Source organism: Posidoniimonas corsicana, from assembly GCF_007859765.1.
Taxonomy (GTDB): Bacteria; Planctomycetota; Planctomycetia; order Pirellulales; family Lacipirellulaceae; genus Posidoniimonas; species Posidoniimonas corsicana.
In genome coordinates this window covers 2,531,124-2,553,541 of record NZ_SIHJ01000001.1, presented here as the reverse complement: position 1 = coordinate 2,553,541, position 22,418 = coordinate 2,531,124, and the positions used below count along the sequence as shown (strand labels likewise).

The following is a 22,418-nucleotide window of genomic DNA, read 5'->3' as shown; positions in this document are numbered from 1 at the left end:
GTTCCCCTACAGCCACAGGTGCAGCCGGTCGTCCAGCATGTCGGGCAGGCGTTTCTGCACCATCTTCTCCACCTGCTTCGGGTGGTAGCGGGTGCTCAGGTGGCTGGCGATCACCAGCTCGTTCTTGAACTTGTCGCGGCGGTCGACGAAGTCGTCCAGGTGCATGTGGCCAAACTTGTGGATCTTGTCCTTGCGGTGGTCGGGCGCGACGAAGGTCAGCTCGCAGATCAGCACCTTGGCCTCGAACATCGCGGGGCAGTTGTCCAGCCCCGGCGGCGAGCTGTCTCCCAGGTACGCGATCAGCGGCGTGCGAACCTCGCGCGTGATCTCCGTGCCGGCCTGCCGCAGGTCGCGGATCTCGTGGCCCTCCAGCCCGACGTACTCGTCCTTCAGCTTCTTGCGGCGGTCCCACACGACGAAGCCGATCGACGGCACCGTGTGCGTGGTGGCGGTCGTGGTGACGACCAGCTCGCGCGAGAGCTCGATCTCCTGGTCCGGCTGGATCGCGATCAGCTCCACGGGCATGCGGCCACGGTCCATGCGGCTGAACTGCTTGAGGATCTCGCGCACCGGGCCGATGACGCCCTCCGGCAGGTAGATCCGCGGCGGCTCCATCTTCATCATCCGCCGCCGCGACACGTACACCGGCAGCGCCGCGATGTGGTCCAGGTGGCCGTGCGACACAAACCAGTTCTCGGTGCCCATGAACGACCACGGCTGCGCGCCGAGGTCGAAGCCGAGGCTCAGCTCCGGCACCCGCCAGTAGGTCTGCACGGCGGCGCGGGAGTAGCCCTCGATGGTGAACCCACCGTGCTGGAGCGATTTAACAGGGACGTTGTTGACCATCAGCGGACGCGGGCGGTTCTCTGGGCGGCGGCGGAGGGGCGGGAAACGGGCCATTGTAGACGGCCCCGCTACCGATCGGCAGGGCCGCCGCGTCACAGGCCGAGCATCTTGGCCGTGACGTGCCAGTAGAGCCGCCCCGCGGAAAAAGGTTCGCCCGCCCCCGACGGCAGTTCCATCCGGATGGCCGCCACGGCGCCCTTGGCGAACCGCACGCCGGCGCCCCGGCCCCCCAGCAGCGAGAACGTCAGCAGCTCCATGTCCGGGTTGTGCCCCACCCAGCAGACGTCCGCGCCGCCGCACGCGGCGGTCCACTCCAAGAGCCCGGTGAAGTCGCCGCCGGGGGCCAGCGCGTCGTGTTCCTCGATCGGCGGCGAACCGGGCACGCCGCGGGCGATGATCTCGGCAGTCTGTGCGCAGCGTGTGTACGGGCTGGTGGCGATCCGCTCGGGCGCGAAGCCGCGGTCGACGAGCGTCTGCACCACGCGGGCGTAGCGTTCGGCGCCTTCGGGCGTTAGCTCGCGGAGCGAGTCGTCGGGCCACCGGGAGTCGCCGAACTCGCCGGCCCAGGCGTGGCGTGCTAGGTAGAGGAACATATCTGAATCAGGTTCGTGGGAGGAGGACAGGCGCTACTAAGGAACTGAACCACGAAGGCGCCAAGGCACAAAGGAGCAGAGTCATCCAGGCCTTGAAAAGTAGCTCAAGGGTTCGCTCCGCTCAGATCCCTTCGTGACTTGGTGTCTTCGTGGTGAATCTCGACTTTGCCTTCAACGATTCCGCCACAGCACCCGCTCATCGACTCTCAGCTTGGCACGGGCGTGCTCAATATCGGCGCGGTACCGCTTGGCGTCGACCGGGTAGCCGGCCGTTGGCTTGAGGCCCGCGACGTGCCGCGCCCAGTACTCGTTAAGCGCCTGCATCGACAGCTCGCGGAGGTACTTGGCGATCATCGACGCCAGCGCCGCCGGCAGGAAGCTCTCCCCCTTGGAGCGGAACGCAAACGTGACCCGCCGGTCGGCAGGCCCGCACGCGTAGCGGCTCACGGGCCGCGACTCGTGTTGGGTCTCGATCAGGTGTTCGGGGAAGTGGTGCTGTAGGAGCGCTGCGTAGCGGTTGCGTCCGCCGTGCTTGTCGAGCACGCAGTCGACCGGGCCGTCCGGCGCCAGGTCGTTGACTAGTTGGGCCAGCATGCCGATCGTGACGTGCGACAGCGCTGCTCCCTTGGTGCCGTGCTCCTCGGTCAGCTGGTTGAACTCCTCCGGGAACACCAGCCGGGCGCGGAGCGTGGGGAGCGCGACCTGGGCGGCACGGCAGCCGTCAGCAAGCATCGCTGCCGCGTCCGTCTGCTGCGTTGGCGACAGCGCAGTGGGCAGGACAGGGTCGAACGACTCGTGCCACGGCAGCCGACGACGGCGATCCCCCGGGTCGGCCTGCAGCACGCCGAGCAGGCCGCCGTAGCTAGCGGGCGCCGGTTGGGCGGCGGCGAACACCGCGCGTTCGAGCGCGGCGAGTCCGCCGCCCGGCTTGTACAGCAGCTTTGAGTCGGCGATCGCAATCCGTGGAGCCGCACCCCGCTTCGCGTCGGGCGACTGGCAGACCGTCGACGAGAGCAGATCGTACAATTCGCCGGCGTTGTCGGGCGCACGCCACGCGGTGGCGGCGACCGCCAGCGGCCCCAGGTTGGGCCCGTAGCCCGCCTCATCGACGCCAATCAACCATGCCATGGCGGAGAGTCTAGCAGATCACGCGGCCGCTTTCCGCGGGCTAGGGCATTTCAACGGCGGCCGCGACCGGCGCAGGCTCCGGCGTTGATGGCAGCGTCAGCAGGCCGTAGGCGTCCGGCGTGGCGTCGGCCACGGCGGCGCCGGTCCAGGGCGATGGCGGGCGGCCGGGCGACTGGCGCTCGACGCTGACCGCCCACGCGCCGGAGGGGGGCGTGTCGCACCCCAGCTCCTTCAGCGGCACGGCCGCCTCGACGGTCCAGGTGTTGTCGCCCATCTTGCTGGCGACGTACCACCGTGGGTCCCACGAGTCGTCGCCCCAGCAGGCGTCGTGCGTCCAGCCGCGGCAATCGACGGTCAACTCGAACGCGGTTTCGTAGTCGCGGTCCAGATCAAGCCGCACCGCCACGCGGTCGTAGCCACGCAGGTCCGCATCACGGGGACGCGCCGCGTCGCCAACCGGGTACGCGGCGCCGGGTAGCTTGTCGGCAACGATGGCAAGGTAGAGGAACTGGTCGTCTTGAGCGAACCGTATCCGCGCACCACCTGCGCCCGCGCCGGCGTCCGGCAACGCCTTCCAGCAGGGGTCGCTGAGATCGCCGTCGAGCAGCGGGCGTTCGGCGGCCACCGCCACCGCGAGCGTTGGCTTTCCCGGCGCGCCGTGCGGGTCGTTGAGCCACGACTCGGCCTGCACGCACCGCCGGAAATGCTCGGCGGACCCGCTCTTTCCGAGCGCCGTCAGCAGCAGGTCGCCGCGGTCGCGTTGGTCCTGCCGCCGCGCCGCCGCGGCCAATGCCAGACGTAGCCGCGGGTCGGAGAACATCACCGGGCGGGCCTGTTCGACATACTCCGACAGCGTCAGCGCGCGGCCCTGGTGCTCCGCCAGTGTCAGCTGCGGCGCCCACTCGTCCGGCTGCGCCGGCAGCCGCGACGACACGTTCGCCAACGGCGCCGACTTCTGCAGCGTTTCGTACGCGGCGCGGGCGTGGGTGGCGGTCTCGCTGCTGCTGTAGTAGCGCAGCATCCAGTCGAGTGCGTGCTCGGCCACCGCGTGGTCCGGGTAGCGGCGGGCGAGCAGGTAGAACGTGTCGGCCGCCAGCCGCGACTTGCCCGCCCGGCGGTACTCCCAGGCGAGGTCCAGGAGCTGCTGGGCGCCGGCGTCCGCGTCCAGGCCGCCAGTGAGCTGCAGCGTGCGGTTGGCCCACGTGCTGCCGCCGGCCGACTGCTCGAGCAGGGTGTTGAACTCCTGCTGCTTGGCGGCCTGCGCTTTGAGCGCGGCGAGCCCGGCCGTGTCGGGCTGCGTGTACGGGCGGCGGGCGTCGCCGCCGCGTTCAACGACCAGCCCGGCCAGCGGGTCGCCCGTCGAGGACGACGGTGCGAGTCCCCCCGCGAGCGAGGTCCAGCCGAGCCGTGCCGGGGGATCGCCCGGGGCGTTGGCGGTCAATCCGCGGAACGGCCTGGTCTGCTGCAGCAGGGAAGACCCGAGTTGCGGGTCGAAGTCCGAGGTCGAGATGCCCGCCTGGCTGGCCCGGCGGTGCGTCGCCAGACGCAGCACGCGTTTGGGCTTCCACGCGGCCAGGCCGAGCTGGTTGAGCTCGGGGTCGTCGGCGCCGGCGGCCGCCTTGAGCACGGCCGCCTCGACGAGCTGGCTCGCCCCGCGTTCGGCGGACGGCGTTGTCAGCACCACGTCGGGACGGAGCATAGCGAGCTGCAGGGCCAGACTCTTGGTGAGCCGGGCCGCAGGGTCGCTGTCGAGGTCTTGCTGAAGCCGCTGCTGCACCACTTCCGACTTGGCGTCGAGTGTGGAGCGCGGCAGCGCGAAGCCGGGCATCAGCCTGGCGTAGGCGGCGCCGCAGCCTGTGAGCGCCTCGTGGAGTCGGTTCTGTTGGCCTCCGCTGGCGCCCGGTTCGGCAAACACCGCCAGCCCGGCGGTGCGGTACCCTTCGGACGCGGCGAGCTTGGCGATCATCTCCAGCGGCATCGCCTCGGGCGTCGGCGCCACGACCACCACGGCGCAGCGGGACTTGCCCTGACGCTGGGCGCGCCAGTGCTGGCCGCCGTCGTCGGTAGCGAGGATGGCGCCCAGTTCGCCCACGGCCCAGCCGCGGCGGTCGTCGACAAAGGTGACGGCGTTGAGCGGCGTGCTGACGCCGGTCCGGCGCCAGGCCCAGGTCTCGCCGTTGTCCTCGGTCGACGCGATCAGCGTGCCGGGCGACCCGACCAGCCAGACGCGGCGGTCGCGGGCTTCGACGCCGCGCCACTGGATGGGCCCGTCGGCGGCCAGTTCGCGCCAGCTTTGGCCGGCGTCGTCTGTCGCGCGCAGGTGAGACGCCTCGCCGGCGACCCAGCCGCGCCCCTCTCGGTCGAGCGTTGCGCACAGGAAGCGGTCGGCGTGTGGTTGAGGCTCGTCGCCCAGCTCCACGATGGCGCCCTTCATCCGGCCGATCTGCCCGCGGCTGTCGAGCAGCAGCCCGACGCCGGGCGCCGGCAGCGACGCGGCGATCCAGTCGCAGGCGCGGTCGCTGTGCAGGGCCTCCCAGTGACGGCCGCCATCGCGGGTCTCGAACACACCAGACGGCGACGCGTGGCTCGACTCGCCGAACGCGACGCCGTGCGTGCGGCTGAAGAACCGCACGCCACGCAAACGCGGCAGCAGCGGGTCGTGCAGCACGCTCCAGGTGTAGCCGCCGTTGTCGGTGAACAGCACCACCCCGTGCGACGAGTGCGTGTACGGGGTCGTCACGCCGCCCACCGCCCAGCCGTGCTTGCGGTCAACGAACGATACCCCGTGCAGCGGGCACTCGACCGGCGTGGCCTGGCGACCCCAGCTGCGGCCGCCGTCGACCGTGCCGAGGATTACGCCGTGGTCTCCCACCGCCCACCCGCGTTGGTGGTCGATGAAGCACACGCCGCGAAGCGCGGCGTCCTCGGCGGCGACGGCGAACGGCGTTGGCTGGTCGGCCTGGACGGCGGGCGGACACACCAGGCTGGCGAGCGCCAGCAGCGTTGGCACAACGGATCGGTGGGAGGGCATCGGCAGCTTCCTTGCTATCCGGATGTAGGACAGGCGACGATTGTAAGGCCTCGCCCGGGGGGCGTTCTAGTCGGGATTGCCTTGGGCCGCGACGCGCCAGCACTGCTGGCGCCGCCCCGGCGGCCGCGAGCTACGCTTTAGCTGCCCGCCGCCCGGACCGATCCCCCACCACGGCCCCGACATGCCCCAGACCGCCAACCCCGCCATCGACAAGCTCGTCACGCAGGCGGGCAACCTCTACTCGCTGCCCTCGGTCGCCGTGGAGGTGCTCCAGCTCACCGAGCAACAGGATGTGGACGTCAAGCAGCTGCGGGACGCCATCGGACGCGACCCGGCGCTGTCCGCCAAGCTGCTGCGGGTGGTCAACAGCTCGCTGTTCGGCCTCAGCGGCGAGGTGGCGGACCTGAACCAGGCGCTCGCTCTGTTAGGCGTTGAACCGCTCAAGGTGCTGGTGCTCGGCTTCAGCCTGCCGGACGGCCTGTTCGCCCGGATGGCCGGCGAGCCGCTCAAACGCTACTGGACCACCTCGCTGACCCGCGCGGTCTGCGCCAAAAGCCTCGCCCCGCGGTTCGGTGGCGTCAGCCCCGACGTGGCGTTCCTGGCCGGCCTGCTCCGCGACATCGGCATGCTGGTCATGGTGCAGCAGCTCGGCGAGCCCTACCTGCGGTTCCTGACGCTGGCGGCCGACGCGCCCGAAGAACTTACGGAGCTCGAGCGGCAGTCGCTCGGCTTCGACCACACCCAGCTCACCGCGTCGCTGCTGCGTGAGTGGAAGCTGCCCGAAGCGCTGTGCGGGGCCGTCGACTTCGCCGCCGGCGACCCGCTGGCCACCGGCGACCCCGGCCTGCGGCCGGTGGTGATGCTGGCCGAGCGCCTGAGCCGGCTGGTGCTCGACCGCCGGCTCGACGCGTTGCCGGACCTGCTGGAGCTCGGCCACGCCGCGTGCGGCCTGACCAAGCAGCAGCTCAACGACATGCTCGAGCCGCTCCAGCAGCAGGTCGACCAGCTGGCCGCCGCGATGGCGGTGGAGCTGTCCGACGAGATCAACCTGGAGCAGCTGATCGCCGACGCGCACCGCCTGCTCTCCACCGCGTCGGAACAGTACGTGTGCGACGAGTTGACCGCCAGGTCCGACGACGAGGTCGCCGAGGCGCTGCTGGCCGAGACGCACGAGGTGCGGCTAGCGATGCGGTCGTTCCTCCGCGGCCGCGCGGCCGCGGGCGAACTGCTGCAGCGCGCCGAAGGAGCGCACCCGGCGCGGGCGCACTCCGCCCCCAAGCAGCCGGCCGACATGAGCGCAACCGCGCGGGCCCGTCTGCGCGACACGCTCGACAAGGTGGCCGCCCGTTGCCGCATCGAACGCCGCGAGCTGAGCGTCGCGCTGCTGCACACCGCGCGGCCGCCCCGCACCGAATCGGCGGACGCGGAGCGTGAGCTGCGGCAGGCGCTCGCCGCCGCGCAGGACCGCACCCAGCCGGAGCACGCCACGCGGCTCACCCTCGACGAGGTGCGGGTCGCGATCCTGATGCCGGGCGTCGACCGCCGCGACGCGGTCGCCTACTGCAATGCCGCGGTCGAGGCCGCTGCGCTCGGCGAGCACGTCCGCCTGCGGGCCGGCGTGGCCAGCGTCACGCTGGTGCCCAACCGGTTCGAGGTGGACCGCCTGATCGACGGCGCCGCGGGCTGCCTGAACGGCGCCCAGGTGGCCGGGTCGACTTCGGTAAAGAGCATCGAGGTCTACTAGGCGGCCACGGAACTGCCGCCCTACGGCCGCTGGCGCGGCTGTGATATCATCCGGCCTATGAGCAGCCCCTCCCCGCCCGACCCCGCCGACGCCGGCCTGCCGGCAGAGGCCCCCGCCCCGGCGCCCAAGCCCGCTGCGCCACAGGACGAGCTCGAGCTGAGCACGGGGGGCCGCGAGATGCGGCTCTCGGACATCGACTCCAGCGTCCGCGCCGACCCGCCGTACCGCGACTTCCGCCGCGGCGTGCGGCTGCCGATCCTGCTGTTCATCGCGACCTGCCTGTCGACCTTCTGGGTCGGCGCCGCGAACTGGAACCCGACCGCTCCGCAGTACCTCGGCACCTACGAGCAGATCTGGGCCACGATCACCGGAAACTGGCATCAGGGCGTCTACTACATGCTGGCGGTGCTGGCCATCCTGCTGACGCACGAGATGGGCCACTTCCTCATGACGCTGCGGCACCGCATCCCGGCCAGCTACCCGCTGTGCATCCCGGTGCCGATCAACCCCATCGGCACGATGGGCGCCGTAATCAGCATGGACGGCCTGCGGGCCAACCGGAAGGAGATCTTCGACATCGGTCTGGCCGGGCCGCTGGCAGGGCTGGCGGTCGCGATCCCTATCCTGTGGATCGGCGTCGGGCAGCTCGACCTGAGCAAGCCCCCGCAGCCCGATGAGGTCGAGCTGTACAACCCGGTGATCGTGCGCTGGATGATCGAGGCGCGGCACCCCGAGTGGGCGGCCAAGAGCTCCTGGGTCGCCATCTCGCAGCTGGCGGGCAATCCGCTGTTCATGGCCGGCTGGGTCGGCATGCTGGTGACCGGGCTTAACATGCTGCCGGTCAGCCAGCTCGACGGCGGCCACACCATCCACGGCCTGTTCGGCGACGAGTCCTACAAGATCGCCCGCGGGTTCACGGTGGTCGCGATCATGTACGTGGTCTGGAACATCGACCAGGCGTCCATCTGGACCATCATGCTGATCCTGGTGATCCTGCTGGGCATCCACCACCCGCCCACCTCCGACGACAGCATCGAGCTGGACGACCGCCGCTGGATCATCGGCATGGCGTCGCTTTCGATCCCGATCCTCTGCTTCCCGCTCCTGGGGATTAAGACCTAACTGAGGCTGTGCGGCCGATCGCAATACGGTAGACTCCCGGGCGCGGGAACCACGCACCGCACGGAAGCCGCCATGCCGTCCCGCCTCAGAAGCCTGCCCACACCGCGTTTCAGCCTCAAGAGCCTGCTGGTGCTCATGCTGGGCGTCGCGGTCGGCTACTCGCTCAACCTCTACACGCTGCGGCTGTTAGTCGGGCCGGGCAGCGAGTCGGCGATGACCGCGCTGCCAACCTACGTCATCGAGCCGCCCGACGTTGTGGCAATCACCCTGCTGGACCAATCCGCGGAGTTGGCCCCGCTCGAGGGCGAACGCCTGGTCGGCCCCGACGGCCGCATCAGCCTGGGCGAGCTGGGCGGCGTCGCGATCAGCGGGCTCACAATCGAGGAGGCCCGGGCGGCGATCGAGAAGAAGCTGGCGGACAACGGGCACAAGGTCAGGCTCATCCTCGACGTGCACGCCTACAACAGCAAGAAGTACCTTGTGATCACCAAGAACGGCGCCGGCGGCGACAGCATCACCCAGCTGCCGATCACCGGCAACGACACCGTGCTGGACGCGATGGCCAGTGTTGGCGGCGTGAAGAACTACAGCAACACCGCGATCTACATCTCGCGGCCCTCGGCAAGGCCGAACGGCGTCGCGCAGGTGCTGCCGGTCAACTACCACGAGGTGGTGCAGGGCGTCACCCGCACCAACTACCAGCTGCTGCCGGGCGATCGGCTGTTCATCGAGCCGAAGCTGCCTACTGCCGCGCAGCCCAAACCCTTGAGTGGCGTGCAGGCGATCCCGATTCCCGTGGACGCCGAGCGGCGAGGCCGCTCGGCATAACCCGCGTCTGCACCGCGGCGTTTACGCCTACCCTGCCTTCGCGACCGCCGCCTTGGCTTGCTTCTCTTGTTCGGCGGAGAGCTCCGGGTTCGGCGTGGCGTCCCCCTCCTCGCGGCCAAGCAGCCAGCGGATGCCGCCCAGCAGCGAAGCCTGGTACTTCTCGTTGTCCCACACGTCCTCGCGGTGGCCCAGGCTCATGTGCATGGCGCGGCCGTCGCCGTACTCCTTCACCCACAGCACGGGCACGTGGTACGGCTTCTTGAGGTCGGTCTTCTCCATGTTCAGGCTCATCAGCACGCGGACCTTCTCCGGCTGCCAGTTCTTGAACTGGTAGATCTCGTCGGTGATGACGAACTCCTCACCCCACGGCTTGGCGGCCGGGTGGTCCTGGTCGTGCACGCTGATGGTGACCGTGGTGTTCGAGCCCCACGGGTGCCCGTTGAACGAGCCGCCGATCATGTCCCAGTACGGTTTGTAGTCTTCGTAGGTGTCGGCCGCGGAGTGCACGCCCAGGAAGCCGTGCCCCTTCTGCTTCAGCCAGTCATTGAGGAACCAGTCGAGCGTCTCTTTGGGGATCGGCAGGATGCGTGACTTGTCGTTCATCGTGCCGGTGGTGAAGAACGCCACGATGTCGTAGTTCTTGATCAGCTCCGGCTTGAAGTCCCGCTGGACGTCCTGCGTGCAGTCGACGCGGAACTCGCCGCTCTCCACGCCCAGCTGCTTGAGCGCCCGCTCAGCGTGCGACAGGTCCGACGCCTTGCGCGTGACGGTCGGGTGCTTGAAGCCGCCGCTCTGCGTGACGAACAGGATGCGCGCCGGGCGGTCCTGCGACGAATCGCCCTCTTCGGCGGCGGCCGCCGGCTGAGCGACGAGCGCCGCCAGCAACGCGATAGAGAACCCAACGACAACAAGGCGGGAGCGGAGATGCATGCGTGATCCTGAGCAGGTGTGCGGGATTAGGGGTCCGGTATTATGACCTACCCGCCGGATCGATTTCCAGCGATTAATGCCACGGGGCCCCGCGTGCTACAATCGCCGGCGACGACGCCCCTCGATCGGAGAAACAACGTGCCCGACTCCCCCGCCGAGAACCCATTCCAGAGCCCCGCCGTGGGAGCCGAAGACCAGTCGCTGATCAACACGGGCGTGGCGTCGAGCCTCCGCGCGACGCGCCCTTGGGTGCTGTTCCTGGCGATCCTGGGCGTGGTGGGCATCGGCTTCATGGTCTTAGGCACCCTGGGCATGGCCGCGGCCGTCGCGCTGGGCGGGCCGGGCCTGCCGTCGGGGATGGCGATCACCCTGCTGCTGTTCTACCTGGGCCTGATCGCGTGCTACCTCTTCCCGGTGGTGTACCTGTTCAGGTTCGCTAGCCGGATCCAGCGGTTCCTGGCGGCCGGAACGGCGGGCACGCTGCAGGACGCGCTGGCGGTTCAGAAGTCGGTCTGGAAGAGCCTCGGCATCGCCGTGATCGCGGGCTTCGTGATGTCCATCGCCTACATGGCGACCATGGTCGTGGGCATCTCGGCGACGGCGCCCAACTTCCAGAACCAGAACGGCGTTGCCGTGCCGATGCCCGTCGAGTAACGGACGGACTCAGAAGCTGTCGGCCTGCACGTAGGCGTCGATCAGGGCCTGGTCGCCCTCCTTGCCGCCGATGCTCTTGCCGTGCTCCATGCCCATCACGCCTTCGAAGCCCTTCTCGTAGATGTGCTTGAACACGTTCTTGTAGTTGATCTCGCCGGTGCCGGGTTCCTTGCGGCCCGGGTTGTCGCCGCACTGGAAGTACCCGATCTCGCTGTACGCGCGGTCGATGTTGGGGATCAGGTTCCCCTCCTGGATCTGCTGGTGGTAGATGTCGAACAGGATCTTGCACGCCGGGCTATCGACGGCGCGGCAGATGTTGAACGCCTGGGGCGTCTCGCGGAGGAACAGGCCCGGGTGGTTCGCCCACCAGTTGAGCGGCTCGAGCACCATCACCAGCCCGTGCGGCTCGAGGATCTCTGAGCAGCGTTTTAGCAGCTCGATGCAGTTGGCGGTCTGGTAGCCCTCCTCCAGGTGGTTGTCGTACGCGCCCGGCACGACGGTCATCCACTTGGCGTTGACCCGCTTGGCGACCTCGACGCTCTCGGTAATCTCCTTGAGCACCTGCTCCTTCATGCCCTGGTCGTCGCTGGTGAACGACTTCTTGCCGAACGAGCCGATGCCGTACGCCACGAACACGCCCATGGTCATGCCGAGCCGGTCCATCGCCTTGGCGACCCGCTCCTGCTCGTCCGCGGACTTCATCTTTGCTTCGTTCCACTCCCAGGCGGTGAAGCCCTGGTCGGCGGCAAACTCGAGCTGCGCGACTTGATCCCGACCGGCCAGGTTGTCGAACAGCGTGAAGTGCGGCGCGTACTTCAGGTGGAAGCGGCGTTTGGGCTCGGCGGCCTGCTGGGCCGACGTGGTCCCGGCGGCGGCGGCGATCCCCGCGGCGGCGGCGGTGGTCAGGAAGTCACGGCGTTGCATGTTAGAGAACCTTGCAGGGGTGGATCTGGGGCGGGCGGCTCGGCCCCCATTCTAGCAGGCCAGGAAGCGCCGTGCCTCAGGCGCGAATCATGCGGCAAAGCCGCAACGCTAACTGTGCCCCGAGAGTCACTCACCGATCGGAGTGCCCCAGCGACTTGTCCGGCGCGATCGCGTCGCGGACCCGCTGCTTCAGCACCTTGATCTCGGGGAACCCGCCGTCGTGCTCGCGGGACCAGACCCGCTGATCCCCGACCGAGATCTCGAACACCCCGCCCTCGCCCGGGACAAGCGTCACGCCGCCCAGCTCCTGCTCGAAGGTAGACAGCAGCTCCTGGGCCATCCAAGCCGCCCGCAGCATCCACCGGCAGCCGGTGCAGTAGGTGATCTGGATCGTCGGTTTCATGCTGCTTGGGGCCTGTTAGAGGAGCGTTCATTAGCGGGCGCCGCGTTGATCAATTATTGCGCCGCTTCTCCCCGTTTTGGCAGCCCTATTGCTATACTGCGGCAGACCTTCCGCGCCCCCTGATTCGATCGTCGTCCCATCATGGCCAGAATCCGCTTCCCGATGCCCTCCCGCCCCCGCCAGTCCGGCGGGTACGGCCGCCGCAGCAGCCGGCCGATGTTTGGCAGCAGCTTCAAGATGCGGCTGCTGATCGCGGCCGGGCTGGCGATCTTCGCGCTGATCTCGTACTACGGCAGCCCCGGCGACAAGAACCAGATCACCGGCGAGGTGGAGCGCGTGGCGCTAGCTGACGAGCGGCAGGAAATGGCCCTCGGCGCCCAGGCGGCGCCGGAGATGATCCAGCAGCACCGCGGCGTCAGCCGTGACGGCGCCGCGGTCGACCGGGTCCACCGGATGGGCGTCCGCCTGCTGCGGGGATTGGAGGAGTACATGGACAAGCTCTCGCAAGAAAAGGGCGTCGAGCTCCACAACCCGTACCAGTTCAACTTCACGCTGCTGGCCGACCCGCAGACCGTCAACGCGTTCGCGCTGCCCGGCGGCCAGGTGTTCATCACCGAGGCGCTCTACCGCCGCCTGGACACCGAGGGCGAGCTGGCGGGCGTGCTGGGGCACGAGATCGGCCATGTGATCGAGCGGCACGGCAACAAGCGGATGGCCCAGCAGAAGCTGTTCGCCGGCCTGGCCGCGGCGGGCGGCGTCGCCGGCGGCGACGTCAACAGCCAGCGGATGTCGCAGATGATCGCCCAGATGGTCAGCATGAGCTACGGCCGCGAGGACGAGCTGGAGAGCGACCGCTGGGGCGTCCGGCTGTGCGCCGAAGCGGGCTACGACCCGCACGCCATGATCGGTCTGATGGAGGTGCTCGACGAGGCCGGCGGCGGGGGCGGCCCGCCCGAGATGCTCAGCACCCACCCCAAACCGGCCAACCGCGTGAAGTACATCAAAGAGGTCATCGACCTGGAGTTCCCCAACGGCGTGCCCGAGAACCTGCTTCCGTAGCCCGCATGTTGGCCTTCGGCCAATTCCTAGCGATCGCGTTCTGCCGCCACGTCGCTTGGACGCCCACCGCAAATCTGTCACGATGGCGGGATGAACATCTCTCCTGAAACGACGCGCGTCGGCTGGATCGGAACCGGCGTGATGGGCCTCAGCATGGCCGGCCACCTGCAGGCGGCGGGCTACCGGCTAACGGTCAGCAACCGCACCAAGAAGAAGGCCCAGCCGTTGCTGGACGCCGGCGCCGAGTGGGCCGACTCGCCCTACGCGGTCGCCGAGCGGAGCGACGTCACGTTCACGATTGTCGGCTACCCGGCCGACGTCCGCGCGGTGGCGCTCGGCGACGATGGCGCGTTGGCAGGCGCCAGCAGCGGCGCCGTGCTGGTCGACATGACCACCAGCGAGCCGTCGCTGGCCGAGGAGATCGCCCACCGCGCCGCGGACAAGGGCGTGGTGAGCATCGACGCCCCCGTGTCCGGCGGCGATGTGGGCGCCAAGAACGGCGCGCTGTCGATCATGATCGGCGGCGACGAGCACACGGTCGCCGCCCTCAACCCGCTGTGGGAGCTGATGGGCGCCAAGTACGTCCGCCAGGGCGGCCCCGGCGCCGGGCAGCACACCAAGTGCGTCAACCAGACGCTGGTCGCCGGCCAGATGATCAGCGTCTGCGAGGCGCTGCTGTACGCCGCCAAGGCGGGCCTCGACCCGACCACGGTGCTCGAGTCGGTCGGCTCCGGCGCGGCGGGCAGCTGGTCGCTGACGAACCTGGGCCCCCGCATTATCGACGGCAACTTCGCGCCCGGCTTCTACATCGAGCACTTCCTCAAGGACATGCGGATCGTGCTGGAGGAGGCCCGCCGCATGAACCTCAGCCTCCCCGGCCTGGCGCTGTGCGACCAGCTCTACCGAGCCGCCGCCGCCCAGGGCCACGCCCGCGACGGAACCCACGCCCTGATGCTGGCGCTTGCGAAGGTGAACGGGGTGGAGTGGGAGGCGGAGTAAGAGGGCGGAGAGTCTTGTTTCCTAAACAGTAACTTCAGACGACAACATGGCGCGCAGTAGTGTCATTCCTGAGTCGCATCTGTTGCTGTTTCGGGATCAACACGTCTTGTTACTCCTCCGACAAAACACCGGCTATGAAGATGGAAAGTACAGCGTCGTCGCTGGCCACGTGGAACCTGGCGAGACGGCGCGGCATGGCATGGTGCGTGAAGCAGCCGAGGAAGCGGGACTGACGATAGCCGAGACCAACTTGCGTTTGTGCCACGTGGTTCATCGCAAAGCTGCCGAGGAGCGGGTGTCGTTCTTCTTCACTGCCGATGAGTGGTCAGGCGAGCCAGTCAATCGAGAGCCTCATAAGTGCCGCCAACTCTCTTGGTTCAGCGTTGAGGCACTGCCTGAAAACATGGTCCCATATGTCCGCCAAGCTATTCAGGGAACGCTCAGCGCGAGTGCGTATTCCGAGTACGGCTGGACCTAAGGAGAATGGTCATAGTCAGGCTCTAACAGCGGATGGTGGCGGCGGCGCTCCCACAAGGGAAGCCCCCGCGAAGTACCGACCGTTTCACGACATCCGTCGGGGGCTTCCGCTATCGCGGAGCGCCCCCGGCGCCCGGATAGCTCACACCCGTCAACCTCTCCTCAAGGCGCCAGTATGAGACCCAACCTCATCTACTTCGGCGGGATCCTGATCGGCCTCGGTCTTGGCGTGACGCTGCTCGACCTCGCGAGGACGTACCACCTAATTGGAATCGATGTCAGCCTATCGTTCCTCGGCGCGATGTTGGTCTTGTCAGGCGTTCTTCTCGCCCACCGCGGACGGGGCAAACAGCCTTCCCATCGGCCAACGAAGCAACCGCCGACGCCAACCGGAAGCTCAAGAGTTGTGTAGACCTCTGACGCCCGGCGCAGCCGAAGTAACCCTACCTGGCGTCTTGGCGTCTTGTCGGTCGCCCCCTCAGCCAGCAAACGCCGGGGGCCGGGGGCGCTCCCGCAAGGGAAGCCCCCGCGAAGTACCAACCGCTTCCCGCCAACTGTCGGGGGCTTCCGCTGTCGCGGAGCGCCCCCGGCACCCGCCGAAACTCTTCTCACACTCCAGAGCCTCATGAAGAAACGGCTACGCAAGAAGCTTCGGCTGGGAGAGTTCCGCGAGTACGGGTTTGAGATCGCATTTGCAACCGATCCAAGAGTATCGGCAGCAACGAGAAACTCCGTGCTTGACGAATTCATCGAAATGATCGAATCGCGCAACCTGCAGTTCGGGGGAGGTGGACTCCGAGAGTACTCTGGATTCGTTGCAGGGCCGTGGCGAGGTTCGGCTACCGACGAAGACCGCCAGGCGGTTCTGCAATGGCTTCACGCACAAGCAGAGATCGTCGCCGCCAAAGCGGGCCCCATGCGCGACGCGTGGCATGGCTAGGACTGAGCCAGAATCGGTGGCGGCCAAGACTAGATCACAATCACCCTCTTTGGCGTCTTGGCGGTTCGAACACCCAACCGACAATCGCCCCGTCACTCCGCCGCGGCCCACCCTCGGAACTCCGGCTCCCGCAGCGTCACGCCCTCCTGCACCAACTGGTAGACCACCGGCGCCTCGGGCCAGCCCATCGTGCCCAGCACGGCGTCGAGAATGAGCTCGGGGCACTCGCCGTTCAGCTCGACGCGGTGCACGCGGCCCTGGTGCTCGTGCATGTGGCCGTTGAGTCGCCAGAACGTTTCACCGGCCTCAACCGGCTCGTGACCGGTGACCAGGAAGAAGCCGTCGGGCTCGGTGTCGGTGCGGGGCAGGTTGCGGAGCGACTGCTGCATCGCCTCGAACGTGACGGGCAGGGTCGCAACAAACTCCGGCGGGCCGCCGGTCTGGCTGAGCAGGGTCGCCAGCCTCTCGCCACGCAGCTCTACCGCGGGCCCGTCAATCGCGGCGGGCGGCTCGGCGAACACATTGGCGTGCAGTCGTAGCACAGGGCCATCCTGGAGTGAGATTCCCAAAGGAGAAAGGCGATGGGTGACGCGTGCAACTTCCCCTTTCGCCTTTCCCCTTTCGTCAGGCCCCCGGCAGCTGGTGGCCCATCTTGTCGCGTTTGGTGCTGAGGTACTTCTCGTTGTGCTCGTGGATCGGCGGCACGATCGGCACCTGGTCGACCACCTCGAGGTCGTACCCGCCGTAGACAAACGCGTCGGTCTTCTTGGGGTTGTTGGTCAGCAGCCGGATCTTCCGCAGGCCGAGGTCCTTGAGCAGCTGGATGCCGACGCCGTAGTCGCGGGAGTCGACCTTGAAGCCGAGCGCCACGTTCGCCTCGACCGTGTCCATGCCCTGGTCTTGCAGCGCGTAGGCCTTGATCTTGGCGGGCAGGCCGATGCCCCGGCCCTCCTGCGGCAGGTAGACCAGCGCGCCCACGCCCTCGCGGCTGATCATGTCCAGCGCCATGTGGAGCTGGTCGCCGCAGTCGCAGCGGAGCGACTCGAGCAGGTCGCCGGTGAAGCACGACGAGTGCAGCCGCACGAGCGGCGCGTCGGCGGCGTCGAGGTCGCCCATGGTGAACACCACCGGCTCCATGGTCTCGTGCTCAACGCGGTAGCAGATGATGCGGCCCTCGCCGTACCTGGTCGGCAGGTTGGCCTCGGCCTCGCGGTGCACCAGCTTCTCGCCGACGCGGCGGAACGCGATGAGCTGCTCGATCGAGATGATCGGCAGGTCGTGCTCCTGGCAGAACGCGGCGAGCTGGTCGCGGTCGGCGCGGTCGCCGGTGTCGTTGAGGATCTCGCAGAGCACGCCGGCGGGGGTCAGCCCGGCCATGCGGGCCAGGTCCACGGCGGCCTCGGTGTGGCCCGCGCGGCGGAGCACGCCGCCCTCCTTGGCCACCAGCGGGAACAGGTGCCCCGGCCGGACGAAGTCCGTGGGCACGCTCTTCGGGTCGCACAGCGCCTTGATGGTCGTGGCGCGTTCGCCGGCGGTGATGCCGGTTCGGGCCGTGCGGTGGTCGACCGGCACGGTGTAGTTGGTCCGCAGCGGGGCGTTGTTGTTCTCCACCATCGCGTGCAGGCCGAGCCGCTCGCTCACCTCCGGCAGCACCGGCGCGCACAGCTGCCCGCGGCCGTGCGTGATCATAAAGTTGACCGTCTCGGTGGTCACCTTCTCGGCGGCGCAGACGAAGTCGCCCTCGTTCTCGCGGTCCTCGGCGTCCACGACCACGACAATCCGGCCTTTGCGGATCGCCTCGACGGCTTCTTCAACACTCGAAAAACGGCTAGACACGGCGGCGGGTGGCCTCCAGGGAGCGGGCGGGGCGGCTGCGGGGGCGACCGGGACCCTCTCCGCTATCCCCGACCGCCGTCTGGGCTATTATACAAGCGAAGGCAACCGGGCAGCGAGCCCTGAGCCCCCGCCGCGGGCGTCGGGCCGGGGAACGCGAGGGGCGAGCTCCGACGGCATTCCCCACACGAGTCCTTTCGCATCGGCGCCCCGCAGAGCCATCGCCCCGCCACTCCCGGAACTCAGCACCTTGCCCGCCCCCTCCCCCCCGCCCGAAAACCCGATCGCCCCGCTGGGGAGGGAGGAATACGTCGAGCAGGCGCACTTCTTCGGCACGCTGGGCGACCGCCTGCGGGAGAACGTGCCGGCCCAGGAGGTGCTCAAATCGGTCCGCGAGGAGGTGCTGGCCACCACCCGGCTGCCGATGGCGATCGACTTCATGCTCAGCGAGCTGCGGCACGCCGGCGCGTTCGGCACGGCGATGGCCAAGCTGCCGCACTACTTCACCCCGTTCCAGGCGTTCGTGATCAACCAGGCCGAGGACGAGCGGGGACGCTTCGACCTGCGGGTCGGGCTGGAGGTGCTGCGGCGCGACGCCGACTACCGCGCGGGCGAGAACCCCCACGTGCCGCCGTCGCTGCAGGGGCTGTTCCTCTACCAGTTCGAGGTGCTCTGCCGCAACCGCCTAAGCTACGACCGCGGTCTGGGCGCAATGGCGGAAGACCCCTGCTTCGCCGGCGACTGGCGGGACTGGATCCTGCGGATCCGGGGCCGCGTGGGCATGGTGGACGTGGCCGACCTGATCTACGTGAACAGCGACCACTGCCGCAACCGGCAGAACCGCGTCTCGCCCGACTGGGACGACGCCCAGCCCGCGCCCGCGGGCCCGCCGCTGTTCGGCGACCGCGAGGGCCGCATCGCGCTGGCCAACCGGAAGAAGGACCCGGTGTACCTGTTCAACTCGCTGCACCGGCAGCTCGGCTACCCCGAGGCGCCACGACACGCGCAGGTGGTGCAGGACGAGAACCCGCTGCCGCAGATGGCCCGCCGGCTGGAGCAGCTCGAGAAGCGGATGACGCTGATTGAAGAAGAGCAACGCGGCGGCATCGACCTCACCAAGCTGTACCAGCCGCCGCCAGGCATGTAGCGGCCTCCATCAGGACGCACTCTCAGCGCCCACAGCCGCCCGCGCAAGCAAAGAGCCCGCCGGCGTTTGCCGGCGGGCTCTGATGACTCGTTTACTTGAACGTCTCGCCGCTGGGCATCAGTACTCGCTGTCAGATGGCTGCGGCAGCTTGCGGTCCGCGACGCCATTCTGCACGTAGCTCGACCGCTTGTAATTGGAGGTCATCAACTGGGCGTAGACTTTCGGGTCGATGTTCTCGGTCAGGAAGATCAGGTGACCGTCGCAGAAAGCCACGTTCACGCCGCCCGAGTGAGCCGAGTTGGGGTAGCCGTAGCCCGGGCGGAACGAGACCTCGCTCGACGGCGCCATCGGGTTCATCACGCTCGGCGGCAGCTGGTCGGTCAGACCATTGATCCGCGAGGTCTTGGTCTCGTCGAACTCAACCGTGTTGCTGTCGTCCGCGATTGCGTTGTGCCACACAAACCCGAAGTGCTGCTTGCTGTCGGGCACGTCCGAGTTGTTGTTAGTGGGGTTGGCGTACGGCGTGTAGGTCCAGTACAGGGCGTGGATGTTCTCGCTGAGCATCAGGGTCTTGGAGGTGCCGTCGTTGGCGCTCACGTAGTCGATCGAGCACTGCGCGGCGGGCGAAGCCTCGCGGCCGTCGGAGGGCCCTTCGACGTTCAGGTTCTTGCTGAGGTCGAAGAACACGCCGTTGGCAACGCTCTCGTCGGGCGAGGCGCGGTTGGAGTCGGCGAACGACTGCCCCGCGTTGGCGACATACGACAGGGCCGGCGCGGCCGGGTCTTCGGGCGGGTCGCTCGGGCAGACGAGACCCTCAATCGAATTGACCATCTGCGTGTTGAGCGACGCCGGCGGGCTGTCGGGCCAGTTGCTGGCCCACAGGTCGTACAGGGCGGTCTGCTCCATGTAGGGGAAGGTCATGACAACCCAACTCGCCCGCCGGGCGGTGCGGAACTGGCCGTTGCCGTCCTTCGGGCTGGTGACATCCTCCAACGAGTTCACGTACCCCGGCAGCTTACGCAGCGCGGTGTCGTACTGCAGCAGGGCCGACTGCAGCTGCTTCATGTTGTTGAGGCAGGTGTTCCGGCGGGCGGATTCGCGCGCCGACTGCACGGCCGGCAGCAGCAGCGCCACCAGCGTGCCAATGATTGCAATCACCACCAGCAGCTCGACCAGCGTGAAGCCGGACACGCGTCCGACGGGGCGGCGGCTGGTGTGGTTGAGTTGACTCATCTGTCCCTCGTTCCTGAAAAGTTCAATCGCGCCCGGCGGTCGGGGCGGCCTCGGTCCGATGGGCGACGCCGCGCGGAAGGTGCGCAGGGCGGGCCGCCAGGGCGTTGTGCGCCTCTGTTTATCCTGACAGAAACCGGTCGGCCTGTCTACTAATCTGGGGCCTGTCAGGCCGCGGGGACGCTTGAAACGCAGGCTCCCTCTGATATGCTCGCCCGACGGGCGACCAGCTATTCCCACGCCGGTTCCCCGAATCGACGACTACTCACGGGGCAAGAGGTTGTAACCTCGGTTTCGCCGGCACTCTCGCCCCCCGCGGCTACCCTCACAGCGGAGTGTTTCCTATGTCCATGTACATCGGCGAGGCCCTCGCCGGCGACGGCAACGAGATCGCCCACATCGACCTGATGATCGGCAGCAAGGACGGCCCCGTCGGCGCCGCCTTCGCCAACGCCCTGGCCAACCAGAGCGAGGGCCACACCAACCTGCTAGCGGTCATCACGCCCAACCTGGCGGTCAAGCCGGCCACCGTGATGGTGACGAAGGTGACGATCAAAGGGATGAAGCAGGCCGTGCAGATGTTCGGCCCGGCCCAGGCCGCGGTCGCCAAGGCGGTGGCCGAGTCGGTCGCCGAGGGCGTGATCCCCAAGGACCAGTGCGAGGACCTGGTCTGCGTCTGCGGCGTGTTCATCCACCCCGAGGCCGACGACGACAAGAAGATCCACGACTTCAACCTCGAGGCCACCAAGGCCGCCATCGCCAACGCCATGGGCGGCAAGCCCACCGCCGACGAGATGGTCGCCGGCAAGGATCAGGCCCACCCGTTCCAGGGGTTCTGAGTCTGCTGATGGGGCATGGCCCGGCCCGCAGGCGGGGCCGCCCACGCAATCAAAAAGGGGAAAGGGGAATGCCGAAAGGCGTGATTCCTCTTTCCCCTTTCCTCTTTCCCCTTGTGCAATATGCCCGCCAACATCCTTGTCTGCCTGGACACCGACCCGCAGCCCAGCGTGTTCGACGCGGTGACGGCGATCGACGCCGGCGCTGACCACCTGCTGCGGCACGGCGGCGTCACGGCCGCCGATGTCGAGCCGCTGGTCCACGGCGCCATGTTCACCCGCGGCCCCGACCAGCTGAAGCACACGGCGGTGTTCATCGGCGGGTCGGACGTGGCGGCGGGCGAGGGGCTGCTGGCCGCCGCCACGGGGTGCTTCTTCGGGCCGATGCGGGTGTCGGTGCTGCTCGACTCCAACGGCTGCAACACCACGGCCGCCGCCGCCGTGATCGCCGCCGGCCGCTGCTTGCCGCTCCGCGGCGCCGCCGCGGTCGTCATCGGCAGCGGGCCGGTGGGGCAGCGCGCCGCGCAGCTGCTGGCGGGCGAGGGCGCGCTTGTGAAGGTCGTGTCGCGAAAGGCAGACCGCGCGGCGGCCGTTTGCGAGCGGCTGGCCGGCAAGGTCGACGCTGGGCTGCTCGAACCAGTCGGCCAGGACCAACTGCCGTTGGCCGACATCCTGAAGGACGCCCAGGTGCTGATCGCCGCCGGGCCGGCGGGCGTCGAAGTTATCTGCCAAGAAGCGTTCGCTAGCGCCGATTCCCTGAAGGTCGCGATCGACCTGAACGCCGCCCCGCCAGTTGGCATCGGCGGGTTTGAGGCGACCGACAAAGCCGTCGACCGCGGCGGCTGCGCGTGCTACGGCGCTATCGGCGTTGGCGGAACCAAGATGAAGATCCACCGCGCCGCGCTGCAGCGGCTCTTCGAGAGTAACGACGCCGTGCTCGACGCCGCCGAGGTGTACGCTATCGGCAAGGCGATGGATGACTGATTCATTCGCAACCGACGGCTACGCGTGGCGCCGGGCGCTCGCTGATGCCCGGCTTGTCGAAGAGCTCCGCGCGGCCGTCGACTCCGCCACGGGGGATGACCAGCCCACCACCCGCGGCGGCGCCCGCTACGCCGCCCGCAACCTGCTGGATTCGCCGGGCATCGACCGCTTCGCCCGCGGCGGACTGGTGCAGCAGGCGATCGGCGAACTCACCGGCGCCGGCGCGTTCCCCGTGCGGGCGATCCTGTTCGACAAGCTGGCGGAAGCCAACTGGCGGGTCGGGTGGCACCAGGACCTGATCATCGCCGTTCGCGAGCGGATCGACACGCCGGGCTTCACCGCCTGGAGCGTCAAACAGGGCGTGCCGCACGTGAAGCCCCCGAGTGAGGTCCTGCGAGAGATGGTCACGCTCCGCCTGCACCTGGACGACGCCGATCATGGCAACGGGCCGCTGCTGGTGCTGCCCGGTTCACACCGCTGGGGCGAGGTCGAGCCGGCGGAGGTTCCAGAACGCATCGCCGAGCAGACGCAGACCGAGTGCCTGGCCGCTGTTGGCGACGCCCTGTTCATGCGGCCGCTGCTGATGCACGCCTCGTCCAAGGCCGCCGCGCCCCGACGGCGGCGCGTGCTGCACATCGAGTTCGCCGCGGCGCCGCTGCCCGGCGGGATGCGGTGGTCAACCGAGCCCTAGCGTTCGGCCTTTCATGCCG

The 22,418-nt window shown here is 68.5% G+C and carries 22 protein-coding genes; 12 read left to right on the top strand and 10 right to left on the bottom strand.

All coding sequences use genetic code 11. From position 1 onward, the window contains the following. Positions 1–6: 6 nt before the first annotated feature. From KOR34_RS09855 to KOR34_RS09840, 4 genes are all read right to left on the bottom strand, one after another. Positions 7–846 carry an MBL fold metallo-hydrolase gene (locus tag KOR34_RS09855; RefSeq protein ID WP_146565933.1) on the bottom strand — a complete coding sequence of 280 codons (840 nt, stop codon included), beginning with the start codon at positions 844–846 and terminating at the stop codon, positions 7–9. A gap of 92 nt (positions 847–938) precedes the next feature. Continuing rightward, positions 939–1,439: a SixA phosphatase family protein gene (locus KOR34_RS09850; RefSeq protein WP_146564418.1), complete on the bottom strand. Its 501-nt coding sequence runs from the start codon at positions 1,437–1,439 to the stop codon at positions 939–941. A 171-nt stretch (positions 1,440–1,610) separates the two neighbouring features. Next, positions 1,611–2,567: a hypothetical protein gene (locus KOR34_RS09845; RefSeq protein ID WP_146564417.1), complete on the bottom strand. Its 957-nt coding sequence runs from the start codon at positions 2,565–2,567 to the stop codon at positions 1,611–1,613. 40 nt (positions 2,568–2,607) lie between these two features. Beyond that, on the bottom strand, positions 2,608–5,598 hold the full coding sequence (locus KOR34_RS09840; protein ID WP_146564416.1) for a YCF48-related protein: 2,991 nt from the start codon (positions 5,596–5,598) through the stop codon (positions 2,608–2,610). Positions 5,599–5,779: 181 nt separating this feature from the next. Here KOR34_RS09840 and KOR34_RS09835 point away from each other — a divergent pair, with 181 nt between their 5' ends. From KOR34_RS09835 to KOR34_RS09825, 3 genes are all read left to right on the top strand, one after another. Beyond that, positions 5,780–7,342, top strand: a complete 1,563-nt coding sequence (locus tag KOR34_RS09835) for an HDOD domain-containing protein (RefSeq protein WP_146564415.1) — start codon at positions 5,780–5,782, stop codon at positions 7,340–7,342. A 57-nt stretch (positions 7,343–7,399) separates the two neighbouring features. Continuing rightward, the gene (locus KOR34_RS09830) at positions 7,400–8,464 is read left to right on the top strand and encodes a site-2 protease family protein (RefSeq protein WP_146564414.1); all 1,065 of its coding nucleotides are present in this window, start codon (positions 7,400–7,402) and stop codon (positions 8,462–8,464) included. Between the two features lie 72 nt (positions 8,465–8,536). Continuing rightward, entirely contained in the window at positions 8,537–9,292 is a 756-nt protein-coding gene (locus KOR34_RS09825; protein WP_146564413.1) for a polysaccharide biosynthesis/export family protein, read from the top strand. 27 nt (positions 9,293–9,319) lie between these two features. Here KOR34_RS09825 and KOR34_RS09820 read toward each other — a convergent pair whose 3' ends face one another. Then, positions 9,320–10,222, bottom strand: coding sequence for a ThuA domain-containing protein (locus KOR34_RS09820; RefSeq protein ID WP_146564412.1), 903 nt, complete (start codon positions 10,220–10,222; stop codon positions 9,320–9,322). A gap of 138 nt (positions 10,223–10,360) precedes the next feature. Between KOR34_RS09820 and KOR34_RS09815 the strand changes: the two genes are divergently transcribed. After that, positions 10,361–10,876 (top strand): hypothetical protein, encoded by a 516-nt coding sequence (locus KOR34_RS09815; RefSeq protein WP_146564411.1) that lies wholly within the window; start codon positions 10,361–10,363, stop codon positions 10,874–10,876. 9 nt (positions 10,877–10,885) lie between these two features. Here the strand turns inward: KOR34_RS09815 and KOR34_RS09810 are convergent, their stop codons facing one another. Both KOR34_RS09810 and KOR34_RS09805 read right to left on the bottom strand, forming a co-directional pair. After that, positions 10,886–11,800: a hydroxypyruvate isomerase family protein gene (locus tag KOR34_RS09810; RefSeq protein ID WP_146564410.1), complete on the bottom strand. Its 915-nt coding sequence runs from the start codon at positions 11,798–11,800 to the stop codon at positions 10,886–10,888. A gap of 130 nt (positions 11,801–11,930) precedes the next feature. Beyond that, positions 11,931–12,203 carry a SelT/SelW/SelH family protein gene (locus KOR34_RS09805; protein WP_146564409.1) on the bottom strand — a complete coding sequence of 91 codons (273 nt, stop codon included), beginning with the start codon at positions 12,201–12,203 and terminating at the stop codon, positions 11,931–11,933. Between the two features lie 162 nt (positions 12,204–12,365). Here KOR34_RS09805 and KOR34_RS09800 point away from each other — a divergent pair, with 162 nt between their 5' ends. The 4 genes from KOR34_RS09800 (at position 12,366) to KOR34_RS09785 (ending at position 15,678) form a co-directional block, all read left to right on the top strand. Beyond that, positions 12,366–13,262, top strand: coding sequence for a M48 family metalloprotease (locus tag KOR34_RS09800; protein WP_228714565.1), 897 nt, complete (start codon positions 12,366–12,368; stop codon positions 13,260–13,262). Positions 13,263–13,352: 90 nt separating this feature from the next. Further along, positions 13,353–14,261, top strand: a complete 909-nt coding sequence (locus tag KOR34_RS09795) for an NAD(P)-dependent oxidoreductase (protein ID WP_146564408.1) — start codon at positions 13,353–13,355, stop codon at positions 14,259–14,261. Positions 14,262–14,307: 46 nt separating this feature from the next. Next, positions 14,308–14,739, top strand: coding sequence for an NUDIX hydrolase (locus KOR34_RS09790; protein WP_146564407.1), 432 nt, complete (start codon positions 14,308–14,310; stop codon positions 14,737–14,739). 624 nt (positions 14,740–15,363) lie between these two features. Further along, complete coding sequence (locus tag KOR34_RS09785) at positions 15,364–15,678, top strand: 50S ribosome-binding protein YggL (RefSeq protein WP_146564406.1); 315 nt, start codon at positions 15,364–15,366, stop codon at positions 15,676–15,678. A 92-nt stretch (positions 15,679–15,770) separates the two neighbouring features. On the opposite strand, the gene KOR34_RS09780 is transcribed toward KOR34_RS09785, so the two are convergent. Together KOR34_RS09780 and ribB are read right to left on the bottom strand one after the other, a co-directional pair. Continuing rightward, positions 15,771–16,220 (bottom strand): hypothetical protein, encoded by a 450-nt coding sequence (locus tag KOR34_RS09780; RefSeq protein WP_146564405.1) that lies wholly within the window; start codon positions 16,218–16,220, stop codon positions 15,771–15,773. Between the two features lie 82 nt (positions 16,221–16,302). Continuing rightward, complete coding sequence (gene ribB, locus KOR34_RS09775; protein ID WP_146564404.1) at positions 16,303–17,514, bottom strand: 3,4-dihydroxy-2-butanone-4-phosphate synthase; 1,212 nt, start codon at positions 17,512–17,514, stop codon at positions 16,303–16,305. 247 nt (positions 17,515–17,761) lie between these two features. Between ribB and KOR34_RS09770 the strand changes: the two genes are divergently transcribed. Further along, positions 17,762–18,658, top strand: coding sequence for a hypothetical protein (locus KOR34_RS09770; protein WP_228714564.1), 897 nt, complete (start codon positions 17,762–17,764; stop codon positions 18,656–18,658). 117 nt (positions 18,659–18,775) lie between these two features. Here KOR34_RS09770 and KOR34_RS09765 read toward each other — a convergent pair whose 3' ends face one another. After that, positions 18,776–19,891, bottom strand: coding sequence for a DUF1559 family PulG-like putative transporter (locus KOR34_RS09765; RefSeq protein ID WP_146565928.1), 1,116 nt, complete (start codon positions 19,889–19,891; stop codon positions 18,776–18,778). Positions 19,892–20,232: 341 nt separating this feature from the next. On the opposite strand from KOR34_RS09765, the gene fae reads away from it, so the two are divergent. The 3 genes from fae (at position 20,233) to KOR34_RS09750 (ending at position 22,399) form a co-directional block, all read left to right on the top strand. Further along, positions 20,233–20,727, top strand: coding sequence for a formaldehyde-activating enzyme (fae, locus tag KOR34_RS09760; protein ID WP_146564403.1), 495 nt, complete (start codon positions 20,233–20,235; stop codon positions 20,725–20,727). Positions 20,728–20,847: 120 nt separating this feature from the next. Further along, positions 20,848–21,708 carry a methylene-tetrahydromethanopterin dehydrogenase N-terminal domain-containing protein gene (locus KOR34_RS09755; protein ID WP_146564402.1) on the top strand — a complete coding sequence of 287 codons (861 nt, stop codon included), beginning with the start codon at positions 20,848–20,850 and terminating at the stop codon, positions 21,706–21,708. Then, entirely contained in the window at positions 21,701–22,399 is a 699-nt protein-coding gene (locus tag KOR34_RS09750; RefSeq protein ID WP_146564401.1) for a phytanoyl-CoA dioxygenase family protein, read from the top strand. The genes KOR34_RS09755 and KOR34_RS09750 overlap by 8 nt, the downstream gene beginning before the upstream one ends. The last annotated feature ends 19 nt before the right edge of the window (positions 22,400–22,418 follow it).

Coding starts and splice junctions, on each gene's coding strand:
- KOR34_RS09785 (WP_146564406.1), top strand. CDS start 15,364: ATGAAGAAACGGCTACGCAAGAAGCTTCGGCTGGGAGAGTTCCGCGAG.
- KOR34_RS09845 (WP_146564417.1), bottom strand. CDS start 2,567: ATGGCATGGTTGATTGGCGTCGATGAGGCGGGCTACGGGCCCAACCTG.
- KOR34_RS09810 (WP_146564410.1), bottom strand. CDS start 11,800: ATGCAACGCCGTGACTTCCTGACCACCGCCGCCGCCGCGGGGATCGCC.
- KOR34_RS09800 (WP_228714565.1), top strand. CDS start 12,366: ATGCCCTCCCGCCCCCGCCAGTCCGGCGGGTACGGCCGCCGCAGCAGC.
- KOR34_RS09835 (WP_146564415.1), top strand. CDS start 5,780: ATGCCCCAGACCGCCAACCCCGCCATCGACAAGCTCGTCACGCAGGCG.
- KOR34_RS09765 (WP_146565928.1), bottom strand. CDS start 19,891: ATGAGTCAACTCAACCACACCAGCCGCCGCCCCGTCGGACGCGTGTCC.
- KOR34_RS09750 (WP_146564401.1), top strand. CDS start 21,701: ATGACTGATTCATTCGCAACCGACGGCTACGCGTGGCGCCGGGCGCTC.
- KOR34_RS09855 (WP_146565933.1), bottom strand. CDS start 846: ATGGTCAACAACGTCCCTGTTAAATCGCTCCAGCACGGTGGGTTCACC.
- fae (WP_146564403.1), top strand. CDS start 20,233: ATGTCCATGTACATCGGCGAGGCCCTCGCCGGCGACGGCAACGAGATC.
- KOR34_RS09795 (WP_146564408.1), top strand. CDS start 13,353: ATGAACATCTCTCCTGAAACGACGCGCGTCGGCTGGATCGGAACCGGC.
- KOR34_RS09850 (WP_146564418.1), bottom strand. CDS start 1,439: ATGTTCCTCTACCTAGCACGCCACGCCTGGGCCGGCGAGTTCGGCGAC.
- KOR34_RS09755 (WP_146564402.1), top strand. CDS start 20,848: ATGCCCGCCAACATCCTTGTCTGCCTGGACACCGACCCGCAGCCCAGC.
- KOR34_RS09830 (WP_146564414.1), top strand. CDS start 7,400: ATGAGCAGCCCCTCCCCGCCCGACCCCGCCGACGCCGGCCTGCCGGCA.
- KOR34_RS09790 (WP_146564407.1), top strand. CDS start 14,308: ATGGCGCGCAGTAGTGTCATTCCTGAGTCGCATCTGTTGCTGTTTCGG.
- KOR34_RS09820 (WP_146564412.1), bottom strand. CDS start 10,222: ATGCATCTCCGCTCCCGCCTTGTTGTCGTTGGGTTCTCTATCGCGTTG.
- KOR34_RS09840 (WP_146564416.1), bottom strand. CDS start 5,598: ATGCCCTCCCACCGATCCGTTGTGCCAACGCTGCTGGCGCTCGCCAGC.
- KOR34_RS09825 (WP_146564413.1), top strand. CDS start 8,537: ATGCCGTCCCGCCTCAGAAGCCTGCCCACACCGCGTTTCAGCCTCAAG.
- KOR34_RS09805 (WP_146564409.1), bottom strand. CDS start 12,203: ATGAAACCGACGATCCAGATCACCTACTGCACCGGCTGCCGGTGGATG.